Below are 13,021 nucleotides of genomic sequence, written 5' to 3'. Positions count from 1 at the left end.
AGCAGTAGTAGATAAAGCAGAAGCTACTCAAGAAGAAGTAGATAATGCTAAGACAACATTAGCTGAAGCAATATCTGCTTACACAGAAGCACAAAAAGATGGGACTAAACCAGAAGAAACACCAGAAGTAAACAAAACAGCATTAACAGAAGCAATAGCAGCTGTTAAATATGTAAAAGTATCAACAGATGGTTCTGATGTAGAGAAAACAGAAAAGTGGACTACTCAAGAAGCTAAAACAGCACTTGAAAATGCAGTAAAAGTAGCTCAAGCAGTAGTAGATAAAGCAGAAGCTACTCAAGAAGAAGTAAATAATGCTAAAACATCATTAGTTGAGGCAGTATCAATTTATACAGCAGCACAAAAAGATGGAACTAAACCAGAAGAACCAGAAGAAACAGTAGAACAACTACTTAATCTTGCAAAAGAATATAAATATGATGATGTATATGTATATACTGGGAAATCTGAAGTTAAAGAAAATACACTTACCTACACAGCACCTGCTACTGCGTTCCAAAAGCAAGGGGAGGATGCAAATACAAGAGCTACTATGGACTTAGCTCGTCTATTAGGTGCATTATATAAAATAGACAAGGGTATAGAAGAGATTGAATATGATGTAGAAACTTATACATGGAATACAGGTAGTGAACTTAAGGGAAGTAAATGGGAAAACGAAGGAGTAACTCTTGTAAGTAAGATTGTTAGCTATATTGAAAAGGAAGCAACTAATCTTACAGGTGAAGGAGTGAGTTTTGACCTTACTGTCAAAGGCGAAAAAATAACCTTTGTTGTAAAAACAGAGAACTAGAAAGATACTATAATAAGCTTAGGGGAGAAAAGTTCTCTCCCTCACAAAGGCATCGGTTTAGCACCGATGCCTTTGTTGAGTTTTTCCATAAGCTAAAAATAAACATCTCATAGGTAGAAATACTTGTGGGATGTTTATTGCCTTGTAAAGTATTCCATAAAATGTTAATATGTAATTATATAAAATTATCAGAATTAATAAAAAATGGAGGGAGATCTTATGAAAAAGGCAAAATTAAAAGTTTTAATGTTTGTGATGATATTAACACTATTAATTACAAGCATACCATTAAATGGATTTGCAGAAGAAGATAGTTTAAACAAGAATATTCAAAAGGTAAAAGCTCTATTAAAAATAGGAGATGAGTACGATTATTTTGATAAACATCAGTATGAAAGATCAAGTGATAAGAAAGTTACAAGTCTATCTTGGAGCAATAAAGATAAACATATTAGTGTAGATATTGATGAAGATGGAAATATAGTAGGTTATTGGAAAAACGAACGTACTATTAATAGAAATACAAAGCCCTTTAGATTTCCTAAAATAACTAAAAAACAAGGAGAAAAAGTAGCTAGAGATTTTATAAAAAAATTATATCCAGATATATTAGATAAAATTATATATCAAGATGAAGATAATGCTGCATATATTAGAAATGATTTAAGAGAATATAATTATAGCTTTACAAGAGTAGAAAAGGATATACCATTCTATGGAAATAATGTATATATCAGTGTAGATACTCAAACAGGAGAAGTAAATAGTTTCAATATAAATTGGGAAAAAGATTTAAAATTTGAAGATGCAAAAAATATTATATCAAAAGATGAGGCAAAAAAAATATATAAGGATAATATGGATTTAGAACTATTATATAAAGTAAAAGAAACAGATAAAAATATGAAATCATATTTAGCATATAGTGTAAAAGAAACAGATAAAACAGTAGATGCTAAGACAAAAGATATGATAAGCACTTCATATATAGCCACATATCCCGTATATGGAGGTATGTCCCATAGAAATATGGAAAAGATATCAATTGAAGAAGAAAATAAATTGATAAATTCAAAGAAAATAATAGGTAGGAAGGAATCAAGTGAAAAGATAATAAATACTTTTAAATTAGGAAAAGAGTATGAAATAGAACGTCATAAATTATTGGGCGATAAAGAAAAGGATATTTATATATGGGAAGTAATGATAATGAAACGTGTTGGAAATCATGGAAGTGGCACAGGTATGAGTGTCAATGCTAAAACAGGAGAAATTATAGATTTTTCTGATCCTGGGTCTTGGAATGATGCAGAGAATGAGGAGCCAAAATATAGTAAAGAAGAATTACTTGAAAAAGCGAAGAAATTAATAAAAAACAATAACCCTGAAAATTATAAAAAATTAGAGTATATAGGGGATGAAGATACAAGTTCATTTTATAATGAAAAGAATATGTCTAGTTTTCTATTTGTAAGAAAAGAAAATGATCTTAAGGTTGAAAACCATGGTTATAGAATAGTTTTTAACAATGTAACAGGTAAGGTACAATCATATAATTTTAATTGGAGTGATTTAGAATTTGAATCTCCAAATAATATAATAGAAAAAGATGAGGCAAAAGAAATACTATTAGGAGATAAAGAATTAGTTCTAGAATATCAACTAGAGAATAGTGAAAAAGAAAAAAAGAATGTTAAATTAGTATATGATTTTAAAGATAGGTATCTGGCAGTAAATGCTAAAAACGGAGAAATAATAGAGAATAGAAGATTGATGGAGAAGGCAGCTATAAAGGGATATAAGGATATAGAAAATAGTTTTGCTAAAAATCAGATAAATAAATTACAAGAGTATATTGTTTTATTTGAGGGAGAAGAGTTTAAACCAAAACAAGAAATAACCCAAAAAGAGTTTGTACAATTACTTGGTCAAACCAAATATAGACATTATTTCTATGAAGAGACAGATTATATCTATGAAAGGTTTGTTGACGAAGGTATTCTAAAGGAAGAAGAAAAGAATATGGGAGGGAAAGTAACTAGAGAAGAAGCTATAAAATATATAGTTAGAGCTTTTGGACAGGAACCATTAGAAGATTTAAAAGGTATATATAAATTAGAGTATGATGACGCAGATAAAATCTCAACTAAATTAAAAGGACATATAGCAATTGCTGAAGGACTAGGACTTATAAGTGGAAAAGGAAACTTTAGACCAAAGGATAACTTAACAAGAGAAGAGGCAGTTGTGCTAATATACAATATCTTAAATAGGGATATTTAATAATATAAAAACATCTCACAGGTAGAAATCCTTGTGAGATGTTTTTTAGTGTTGTATAAAAGATATTTGAAACAGTTATGAATCGAAATTTGTTAGATTTTAAGAGAAGTTTTTTATTGGCAAAATATTTGGAAATTTATGGTATAATAGTTATATGTCTTTTAATTATAATTTGAGGAGGGGTATTATGTTTAAAAGGGAAAGAAAAATCATCAGCTTGGCATTGTCATTATTTATATTGATTGGTATTGTTTTTCCAAGTATATCCTTTGGAGAAAGAGAAGAACTAAATATCACTGTTTTAGGAACTACGGATATGCATGCCAATATTTTTAATTGGTCCTATGAAGATGGTACGGAAAAAGAGGACATAGGTATTGTAAAGGTTTATTCTGTAGTAGAAGAGATAAGGAAAGAAAATCCCAATACATTACTTATAGATAATGGAGATACCATTCAAGGTACTATACTTTCTGATGATTTGTATAATACTAGAAAAGAACTTCCACATCCAGTAATAGACGTGATGAATTTTATGAAATATGATGCTATGACTTTGGGAAATCATGAGTTTAATTTTGGCATAGATATGGTAAAGAAAATTGAAAAAGAAGCCCAGTTTCCAATACTTGCTGCAAATGTAAAATATAATAAGGATGATTCTTATTTTGTAAAACCATATGTAATTACAGAAGTTGCAGGTGTTAAAGTAGGTATATTGGGACTTACAAATCCTAATATTCCCAGATGGGATGGTCCAAAGGTTACAGAATTAAAATTTGAAAATATGGCAGATGCGGCTGAAAAACATATAAAAGATTTAAAAGAAAAATCAGATATAATTATAGCTACAGCCCATGCTGGTTTTGAAGATGAATATGGCAAGGATAGTGCAAAGGAAATTATTGAAAGATGCCCTGAGATATCAGCATTATTAGTAGGTCATAGTCATGCTACGGTAAAAGAAAAGTTCAAAGATACTGTAGTGGGAGGTGCAAGAGATGCAGGCAGACAAGTAGTGAGATTTGATTTGTCTTTGAAAAAAGATAAGGATAATTGGGTGTTATCTGATAATAAGGTTGAAATTATAGATGTAAAGGATTACAAAGCTTCAGAAGAGCTTAAAGAATATGCTAAGGAATATCATAAGAAAACCTTAGATTTTTTAGTGGATATAATAGGAGTTGCTGCTGCAGACTTTGCTCCACCTTCTGAAATCAAAGGTATTCCAGAGGCAAAAATTAGAGATACGGCAGTTATAGATTTAATCAATGAAGTACAACTCAAGGCTACAGGTGCAGATATTGCTGCAGCAGCCTTGTTTCAGCCTAATTCCAATATAAAGGCAGGGAACATAACTTATGCAAGTATATTTGATATTTACAAATATCCTAACACCTTAGTAGGCATAGAGATAAATGGTAAAGAATTAAAGGATTATATGGAATGGTCAGCTAAATATTATAATACCTTTAAACCAGGAGATATAAATATTAGTTTTAATCCTAATATTAGAGGATATAACTATGATATGTTCCAAGGTGTAGAATATAAGGTAGATATATCTAAACCAGAAGGACAAAGAATTGTAGATTTAAAATTCAAAGATAAGCCAGTTGAGGATACTGATAAATTCAAATTGGCTATAAATAATTATAGATACGGTGGATTGAAGAATATGGGAACTATCAGTGGAGAACCATATTTTGAATCTGACCCAAAATCTTTAAGATCATATATAGCAGACTATATTAGGGAGAAAGGTGAAATTTCTCCTAAGGTTGATAACAATTGGGAAATAATAGGTGAAGATTTTAATGATCCATATAATGAATATACTATTGGAGAACTTAAATTGAGGGAGTATATAATAAATGAGATAAATAAAGGCAATATAGTTATTCCATCATCTGAAGACGGAAGAACTTACAATGTGAAATCCATAAATACTCAAGATTTGATAAAAGAGGGTCTTATTCCGAAGGAGTTTATTTCTAATAAGCCAGAAGCAGAAGTAAAACCAAAGACGATTCAAGAACCTGCTAAAGAAACAAAGTCAGAAAAAATTGTTTCTACTGAAAAACAAAATAAATATGTAGTTAAATCAGGAGATGTTTTGTGGAAAATAGGCAGGAAATTTGGCAAGACATGGAAAGAATTAGCAGAATTTAATAATTTAAAAAATCCACATCTAATTTATCCAGGACAAATAATATATATTCCTCAATAATAAGAGAAACCACTTCACAGTTGTGAAGTGGTTTTCGTATAATTAGTTGTTTATAAGAGATAAAAGTTTAAAATTCTAGGAATATGTATATAAATAGAAAGGAAGAATTCCATGAGTGAAGTTTATGAGATTATTTCAAGTCATGTTTTTATATTGTAATCATTATGATAAAATGATAATATCTATTTATATTAATTTGTCATAAATTATCATAATAAGTATATATCAGAGAGCAACTTGAAAATTAATTTAACCTTAAGCTTTCTGATGATTTACGGACTTATGAATGGGGGAGAATTTGGTGACTGTAAAAATAATTACAGATAGTACTAGCTATATACCTGAGCATATTAGGAAAGAGTTAGATATTAGAGTTTTATCTTTATATGTTTCCTTTCCAGATGAAAGTATAAAAGAAACAGATATAAGAAATGAGTGGTACTTTAGTCTATCTTAAAAAAGGTGGTAGAATAGGTGGAGCAAGTGCGTTAATTGGACTTCATATTGGTTCTGGAGCAATAGGGATTGTTTATTATACAGAAAAAGAAAGAACCTAGGATAGTTTTATCCTAGGTCTTTAAAAGTTGCACAGGTAAGTGCTTTATCCTATGATATATTTCTTTAGGTTTTCCAATGCCTTAGTTTTTATATTTACAACAGTCCTATAACTTATATTAAGTCTATGGCTGATTTCTTTTATACTTATATTTTCTACATAATAAAGAATAACTATTTCCCTTTGCCTTTTTGTTAATTTTTCCAATGCTTTTTTAAGTTCAGCATTTATTTCATCTTCTAATATTATATCTATTGCTTCCTTATTATCTGATATTAGAAGCTCTATTATTTCTTGTCCGTCATCTCCTACAGGTTCGTTTAAGGAAAGATGAATTTTTCTTTTATGCTTATTTAAATATAAATATTTAAGATTTAATTTTATATATCCTAAGAAATGAACACCTTTATTGGGATCATAGGTTTTTAAGCTTTCTAAAATCATTAAATTACCTTCTTGTATTAGTTCTTCATATTCTTTTCCAATGTTATAGTATTTTCTAATTGAACTTATAATTAGTGGTTGCAATTGATTTATAATTTCTTCTACAGCATCTTTATTTCCTTTGATAGCTAAATCAATTAGTTCATCTAACATATTGTTTCCTCCTTTTTACTAATTGTTTAAGTTCAATATACATTTTTATCATTAAAATATTAAAAAGTGACTTAAATGAAGTCCTATATGTAATTAATGAAAGTTTTAAGGACTAATTACAAGTCCTTATTTAATTAAAAGGACTTGTAATTAAACGTATGTTCTGTTATTATAAGTCTAAGAGTTATATAGAGGAGGGGTATTGTGGAGAATATACTTAATAAAGATATTATGGCAATTGTGCCAGAGTATGTAGAAGACAGGGGGAACTGTACTAAAATATATGCTGTGGATATAGAACCAGTGATATTAGATAAAAGTATAAAAACTATTATACGTCTTATAGGAAAACATTATATGATTGATTTAGGAGAATTAAAGAAAAGATACAGAGACTTAATATCATCACCAAATTTAGTACCTATTCCATTGAGTAAGAAAGATATTTTTATACCTTTTAAAACTAGAGTGCCTATGTATAAAAATGACGGAGCATTTGGATATATTAATATGAAGCATATTGAAAAGATTAAAAAGGAAAAAGGGTCTACTATTGTATACTTATCTAATGGAGTAAAAATTCTTTGTTTATGTAGTTTGGCTACTGTAGATAAACATATGAAAAATGGCAATATAGTAAGCAGGTGCTATGAGGAGAGGTCAATAAGAGTAAAGGAAGAAGAACCTATTTATACTGCGAAGGTAATTATTGAAACAGGGAGACAGATACAGTAGTCAGACATGGTGGAGATGAATTTTTAATATTATTACCTGATTTAAAAGAATACTATAATTATAAATTAATAGCAAATAGAATATTATGTGCAGATAAAAAGGTGAAAGTTACTGGGGATGTAGAAATTGATATTTCTTTAAGTATGGGAATTAGTTTTTATCCTAAAGACGGAGATACTATTGACCAGTTAATATTAAAAGCAGATGAGGCAATGTATAATGTAAAAAGAATGGGCGGAGATAAGTGTATAAAATACAATTAGGGCAGCCTTTAGGGTTGCTCTAAGTTTTTATGATATAATATATAAAAAGACATCTATAAGGAGTATTTATGACAGGAAAAACACATATAGCAATAGGAATAACAGCTGCATTAGCAGTATTTTCTAATCAACCAGTAGAAAATCGTTTAATATTAGTATTAGTTTCAGCAATATCTTCTTTGATTCCTGATTTAGATCATCCTAAGGGAAAATTAAATCAAAAGATATTATTAATTAATAATAATTTCTATAGGATTTTATTTTATTTATCCTTAGGGTTTATATCCATATATCTTTATTATTTAATGGAAATCAAAGCTTTTTTGTATTTAGGAATTATATCTTTTTTAATAGGGATATCTAGTCATAGGGGATTTACTCATAGTATAATAGGATTTCTTATATCCCTAACTATAATTAAATTGTGTATGGGTAATTTTGGAGTAGAATATATATATACTGGTTTTACCATAGGCTATGTATTACATATCTTAGCAGACTTATTTACAATAAAAGGAGTAAAATTATTTTACCCACTAAAAAACAATATATCATTTCCTATTAAAATTAGGACTAACAGTAAGATAGAAAATATAATATTTATATTATTAGGTATAGTTTCTATTTTCTTGTTACTTATATGAAGTAGAAGTTGAAATTTAGGTTTCCCATTGGGAAGCCTAGATTTTTATGAAAACTGGGACAAAATAAGTCTTGCTACACCTGTAGTTGTCCCGGTATTGACATGGAGTATTTTATGATGTTATAATCATAATAAATTATATGGAACATGTTTCATGTGTTTATTATACAAAAGATGAGGTCAGAACTATGTCAAATATTAGAGAAATTGCTAAAAGAGCGGGGGTGGGAATAGCCACTGTATCAAGATATATAAATAGCACAGGGTATGTAAGTGAAGAGGTCAAGTTAAAAATTCAAAAAGAAATTGATGAATTGGGCTATACTCCTAATGCTTTAGCAAGGGCAATTTTTACTAAAAATTCTATGACGTTGGGACTTATGATTCCCAATATTACAAATCCATTTTTTAACCAAATGGCAACTATAATAGAGGAACATGCTAATAGATATGGATATACATTATTTTTATGCAATACTCAAGATAGTAGAAAAAAAGAGATAGAATATTTAGGAATACTAAAAAGTCATCGAGTAGCAGGCATTATTGCTTCAAGGACAATGTGCAAGGAAGAATATGTAAATATTAATATTCCAGTTGTTTCCTTTGAAAATCATATATCTTCAGATATACCTACTATATCATCTAATAACTATAATGGTGGTAGAATGGCATTTGGACATTTATATGATGGAGGATGCAGAAATATGTTGCATATAAAAGGGCCGAGGACATTTGAAGCTACTGAAATGAGATATAAGGGATTTGTTGATGCAGCAAAAGAGAAGAAACTTAGTGTTGATGTTGTAGAATTTGAAAGTGATTTCCAAGTGAAAATGCTTGAAGGGAATTTAAATGATATTAAAAATATTGAACATTATGATGGAATATTTGTTTTTAATGATATTGCAGCAGCCATAGTTATGAAATATTTAAAAGAAAGAGATATTAAAATTCCACAAGATATACAGATAATTGGCTTTGATAATAGTTTTATATGTGAATTATTGCATCCTTCTTTAACTACTGTTCAACAGCCTATTGAAGAAATAGGGGTTTTAGTTGTGGAATCAATAATTGATTTAATTAATAATGAAGAATTGATTATTAAAGACTATTTAGTAGAAACAAGGCTAATTCAAAGGAATTCAACACTTTTATAACTAAAGGTTAAGTTTCAGTTATTAGCATTACAATTAATATGGTAAAATATTCAGTAGGATGCTGAATTTTACAAATTATATTATTAAGGGGAGATTTTAATGAAAAGAGGTTCAAGAAGAATATTAGTATTTATTTCATTATTAATGGTTTTAAGCTTAGTAGCAGCATGTGGAAAAAAAGAGGATAATCAAGTAACTAACGCTGAAGAGAAAGTATTTGAAATAGTAATGGTGGCAAAACATGAAGGTATTCCATGGTTTGATGATATGAGAAAGGGAGTAGACGAGTTTAATGAAGAATATAAGGGAAAAGTAAAAGCTTGGCAAATTGCTCCTGAAGGTGGAGATCCTGCTAAACAAGTACAAATGGTTGAAGATTTAATAGCACAGGGGGTAGATGCTATAGCTGTTGTTCCCAATGATCCAGACTCTATGAGACCTGTTTTGGAAAGAGCAAAGGAAAAAGGAATAATAATAATCAGTCATGAAGCTGCAGGTTTAGCTGATGTTGTAGATTATGATATAGAAGCTTTTGACAACGAATCCTTTGGAGTCCTTATGTTTGATGAGTTAGCAAAGGCTATGGATGGTAAAGGTAAATTTGCTGCTATGGTTGGCGGATTAACTATGGAAACTCATATGGCTTGGTATAATGCTGGAATGGAACATATTAAAGCTAATTATCCAGAGATAACTCCTATATCTGAACAACCATATGAAGATAAAAACGATGACAAGATTGCAAGGGACAAGGCTCTTGAAATATTAAATGCCCATCCTGATTTAAAAGGGTTTGTAGGGACTTCAGTTTCTGCAGGAAGTAATATGGCTTCTGTCCTAAAGGAAAGAAATAATACTGATATCAAGGTTGTTAGTTTAGGAATTCCTTCTGTATCAGGACCTTATCTTGAGGAAGATTTTATGGTACATGCTCAAACTTGGAGACCAGCAGATGTTGGTTATGCAAGTATGAATCTTGCTTATAAGATTTTGAGTGAAAATGAAATTAAAGATGGAATAGACTTGGGAAGACATGGATATGAGAGTATTAAAATCATAGATAGAATTGTATATGGTAATGCTCCTTTGGAATTAAAGAAAGGAACATTTGAACCTGGAAAATATCCATTCTAATTTTTACAACATAAAGACAAAGGAAAAGATTTTCCTTTGTCTTTATTATAAACAAGATAGGAGAGAATTTAATGGAGAACATATTGTTATTAGCAAAAAATATTTCCAAGAGTTTTGATGGAGTTCATGCTCTTAAGAATGTTAGTGTAGAAATTGAAAAAGGTAAAATTAAATGTCTTGCAGGTGAAAATGGTTGTGGGAAGTCCACTCTTGTTAAAATATTATCTGGTGTATATACACCAGATAAAGGAAAAATAAACATTGAAGGTAGAAGTTATAGCCGTTTAACACCAATAACTGCAATAGAAGAGGGAATTCAAGTTATTTATCAAGATTTGTCTTTGTTTTTGCATATGAGTATTGCTGAGAATATAGCTATGAACAAAATGCTTTATAGTAAAAATACATTTATGGATTGGAATGACATATATTTAATTGCCCAAGAGCAATTAGACAAAATAGGAGCATCTTTGGATTTAGATACCCCCATTAGAAACCTATCTATTGCTAATAGGCAATTAGTAGCAATCTGCAGAGCTTTAAGTTTAGATGCAAAGGTTTTATTCATGGATGAACCTACTACTGCATTGACCAAAAAAGAAGTAGATAGACTATTATCTATTGTTTTGGGTCTAAAAGAAAAGGGTATTTCTGTTGTTTTTATAAGTCATAAATTAAATGAGATTTTTGAAATATCAGATAGTATAACTGTTATTAGGGATGGTGAAAAGGTAGGAGATTTTACTGCCCATGAGCTTAATCCCAAAAGTTTGTCTTATTACATGACGGGAAAGGAAATTGGCTACTCAAGATATAGAAGAAAAGAATCCGATGATAATAAAATATTAGAGGTGAAAAATCTTTCTAAGAAAGGTATGTTTGAAAACATAAACTTTTCCCTTAGAAAAGGGGATATTTTAGGAATAACAGGATTATTAGGTTCTGGAAGAACAGAAATTGCATTATCATTATTTGGATTAAACCCTACTGATAGTGGTGATATTTTAATAGACAATAAACCCTTAAAAATAGATTCTCCAACTACAGCTATTAAACATGGTATTGCTCTTTTGCCAGAGGATAGATTAACTCAAGGATTATTTCTTGATAGCAGTGCTAAATTTAATATAACTGCTACAATTTTAGATGAAATTAAGAATGACTTTGGAATAATCGATAGAACTAAGCAGAAAATAATCTCCACTGAAGTAGTAAATAATATGAATGTAAATAATAAGGATATAGACCTCCATGTAAAGAAATTATCTGGGGGAAATCAGCAGAAAATAGCTATTGGGAAATGGATGGTTACTGCTCCTAATATTTTCATATTAGATACACCTACTGTAGGGGTTGATATAGGTTCAAAATCTGAAATATATAATAAGATTCAAGAACACGCCAATAAGGGAATGGGAATTATACTTATTTCAGATGAAATAGAGGAAGTTTTAGGAAATTGTAATAAAGTAATAATAATGCACGAGGGTAAGATTATTAAGTATTTAGATGAGACTGACCTTGATAATGAGAATATCCAAGAGGAAATTTTTCAAATTATCAACAATCCATTGAGGAGGATAGAAGATGAATAGAAGATTTAGAAAGTTAAAACAGATGGAAAAATACTTAATAAGCATATTAGCAGTATATATAATAATCGTTAGTATAGTAAGTAAGAACTTTTTATCCATGAATACGTTATTTGACTTGCTTAGAACATCATCCGGTACATTGATATTAGCATCTGGAGTTTTAGTAGTGCTTATATCGGGAGGAATAGATGTTTCTTTTACTGCCATTGCTGTAGTAAGTGGTTATTCATCCATAAGACTGATGATTAGCTTAGGGATAGATAATATTTATTTTGCTTTATTATTATCAGCTCTTATCGGATGTTTTTTAGGTCTTATAAATGCTTTGATAATTCATTTTTTTAGATTATCTACATTTATTGTTACATTGGGAACATCTAGCGTTTTTTATGGATTCATGACTACATTTATAGGAACAAGCAGTATTTCAGTGGCGGATAAACCCCAATCTTTATTTAAGTTTGGGAAGGCAAAATTATTTACAGTTACTAATGGTTCTGCATCCTATGGAATTCCCTTATTTTTTGTAATAGCTTTGGCGATTCTTATAATAACTTGGTTTATTTTATATAAGACTATGCTGGGACGAAGTATTTTCGCCATTGGAAACTCAGAGGAATCTGCCCTCAGAGCAGGAATAAATATATTAAAAACTAAGATTTTTGTCTATACCTATATGGGATTACTCTCAGGTATTATGGGCATAGTCTATTTTTCTGAAATAGATTTGATTAACCCTGTATCTCTAGTTGGAACAGAATTAATGGTTATAGCTGCTGTAGTTATTGGCGGAATACGATTAACAGGTGGTGAAGGTACTATTTTAGGTGCAGTCCTGGGAGTAGCAATTATTCAAATTTTTAAATCCACCCTTGTATTTTTAGGACTATCAACCTCATTGAATGATTTATTTATTGGAATAATCCTCATAGCTAGTGTTTCCATAATATCATATCAGGAACGTAAGAATAATAGACAACAATTGATATTTACTAAATGATTATAAGA

General features: G+C 29.6%; 13 protein-coding genes. 12 read left to right on the top strand and 1 reads right to left on the bottom strand.

All coding sequences use genetic code 11. From position 1 onward, the window contains the following. The 5 genes from BUB33_RS16065 to BUB33_RS16770 all read left to right on the top strand — a co-directional run. Positions 1 to 814, top strand: an 814-nt coding sequence (locus BUB33_RS16065; RefSeq protein ID WP_422821950.1) for a hypothetical protein, incomplete at its 5' end; no start/stop codon positions are given. A 219-nt stretch (positions 815 to 1,033) separates the two neighbouring features. Next, positions 1,034 to 3,097: an S-layer homology domain-containing protein gene (locus BUB33_RS09570; protein WP_072975887.1), complete on the top strand. Its 2,064-nt coding sequence runs from the start codon at positions 1,034 to 1,036 to the stop codon at positions 3,095 to 3,097. 187 nt (positions 3,098 to 3,284) lie between these two features. Next, complete coding sequence (locus BUB33_RS09565) at positions 3,285 to 5,327, top strand: 5'-nucleotidase C-terminal domain-containing protein (RefSeq protein WP_234950028.1); 2,043 nt, start codon at positions 3,285 to 3,287, stop codon at positions 5,325 to 5,327. A 301-nt stretch (positions 5,328 to 5,628) separates the two neighbouring features. After that, positions 5,629 to 5,784, top strand: coding sequence for a DegV family protein (locus BUB33_RS09560; RefSeq protein WP_084725340.1), 156 nt, complete (start codon positions 5,629 to 5,631; stop codon positions 5,782 to 5,784). Next, a complete protein-coding gene (locus BUB33_RS16770) occupies positions 5,759 to 5,884 on the top strand; it encodes a hypothetical protein (protein WP_268807677.1) in 126 nt (41 codons plus the stop codon). Before BUB33_RS09560 ends, BUB33_RS16770 begins: the two co-directional genes overlap by 26 nt. Positions 5,885 to 5,928: 44 nt before the next feature. Here BUB33_RS16770 and BUB33_RS09555 read toward each other — a convergent pair whose 3' ends face one another. Further along, on the bottom strand, positions 5,929 to 6,480 hold the full coding sequence (locus BUB33_RS09555; protein ID WP_072975886.1) for an RNA polymerase sigma factor: 552 nt from the start codon (positions 6,478 to 6,480) through the stop codon (positions 5,929 to 5,931). Between the two features lie 204 nt (positions 6,481 to 6,684). Between BUB33_RS09555 and BUB33_RS09550 the strand changes: the two genes are divergently transcribed. The 7 genes from BUB33_RS09550 to BUB33_RS09520 all read left to right on the top strand — a co-directional run bounded on the left by BUB33_RS09550 (position 6,685) and on the right by BUB33_RS09520 (position 13,013). Next, positions 6,685 to 7,215: a competence protein ComK gene (locus BUB33_RS09550; protein ID WP_072975884.1), complete on the top strand. Its 531-nt coding sequence runs from the start codon at positions 6,685 to 6,687 to the stop codon at positions 7,213 to 7,215. Positions 7,216 to 7,241: 26 nt separating this feature from the next. Next, entirely contained in the window at positions 7,242 to 7,478 is a 237-nt protein-coding gene (locus BUB33_RS09545; RefSeq protein ID WP_084725338.1) for a diguanylate cyclase domain-containing protein, read from the top strand. Positions 7,479 to 7,546: 68 nt separating this feature from the next. Further along, positions 7,547 to 8,122 carry a metal-dependent hydrolase gene (locus tag BUB33_RS09540; RefSeq protein WP_072975882.1) on the top strand — a complete coding sequence of 192 codons (576 nt, stop codon included), beginning with the start codon at positions 7,547 to 7,549 and terminating at the stop codon, positions 8,120 to 8,122. A gap of 187 nt (positions 8,123 to 8,309) precedes the next feature. After that, on the top strand, positions 8,310 to 9,284 hold the full coding sequence (locus tag BUB33_RS09535; protein WP_072975881.1) for a LacI family DNA-binding transcriptional regulator: 975 nt from the start codon (positions 8,310 to 8,312) through the stop codon (positions 9,282 to 9,284). 99 nt (positions 9,285 to 9,383) lie between these two features. Further along, positions 9,384 to 10,418, top strand: coding sequence for an autoinducer 2 ABC transporter substrate-binding protein (locus BUB33_RS09530; protein ID WP_072975879.1), 1,035 nt, complete (start codon positions 9,384 to 9,386; stop codon positions 10,416 to 10,418). A 71-nt stretch (positions 10,419 to 10,489) separates the two neighbouring features. Further along, positions 10,490 to 12,013 (top strand): sugar ABC transporter ATP-binding protein, encoded by a 1,524-nt coding sequence (locus BUB33_RS09525; protein ID WP_072975877.1) that lies wholly within the window; start codon positions 10,490 to 10,492, stop codon positions 12,011 to 12,013. Continuing rightward, a complete protein-coding gene (locus BUB33_RS09520; RefSeq protein ID WP_072975876.1) occupies positions 12,006 to 13,013 on the top strand; it encodes an ABC transporter permease in 1,008 nt (335 codons plus the stop codon). Before BUB33_RS09525 ends, BUB33_RS09520 begins: the two co-directional genes overlap by 8 nt. The last annotated feature ends 8 nt before the right edge of the window (positions 13,014 to 13,021 follow it).

Source organism: Tissierella praeacuta DSM 18095 (assembly GCF_900128955.1).
Classification (GTDB): domain Bacteria; phylum Bacillota; class Clostridia; order Tissierellales; family Tissierellaceae; genus Tissierella; species Tissierella praeacuta.
The sequence above is the reverse complement of the archived record's forward strand: the minus strand, read 5'-3'. Positions and strand labels throughout refer to the sequence as shown.

What these genes read in the sequence shown, in the direction of transcription:
- BUB33_RS09570 (WP_072975887.1), top strand. Translation starts at nt 1,034, where the DNA reads ATGAAAAAGGCAAAATTAAAAGTTTTAATGTTTGTGATGATATTAACA.
- BUB33_RS09565 (WP_234950028.1), top strand. Translation starts at nt 3,285, where the DNA reads ATGTTTAAAAGGGAAAGAAAAATCATCAGCTTGGCATTGTCATTATTT.
- BUB33_RS16770 (WP_268807677.1), top strand. Translation starts at nt 5,759, where the DNA reads ATGAGTGGTACTTTAGTCTATCTTAAAAAAGGTGGTAGAATAGGTGGA.
- BUB33_RS09555 (WP_072975886.1), bottom strand. Translation starts at nt 6,480, where the DNA reads ATGTTAGATGAACTAATTGATTTAGCTATCAAAGGAAATAAAGATGCT.
- BUB33_RS09540 (WP_072975882.1), top strand. Translation starts at nt 7,547, where the DNA reads ATGACAGGAAAAACACATATAGCAATAGGAATAACAGCTGCATTAGCA.
- BUB33_RS09535 (WP_072975881.1), top strand. Translation starts at nt 8,310, where the DNA reads ATGTCAAATATTAGAGAAATTGCTAAAAGAGCGGGGGTGGGAATAGCC.
- BUB33_RS09530 (WP_072975879.1), top strand. Translation starts at nt 9,384, where the DNA reads ATGAAAAGAGGTTCAAGAAGAATATTAGTATTTATTTCATTATTAATG.
- BUB33_RS09525 (WP_072975877.1), top strand. Translation starts at nt 10,490, where the DNA reads ATGGAGAACATATTGTTATTAGCAAAAAATATTTCCAAGAGTTTTGAT.
- BUB33_RS09520 (WP_072975876.1), top strand. Translation starts at nt 12,006, where the DNA reads ATGAATAGAAGATTTAGAAAGTTAAAACAGATGGAAAAATACTTAATA.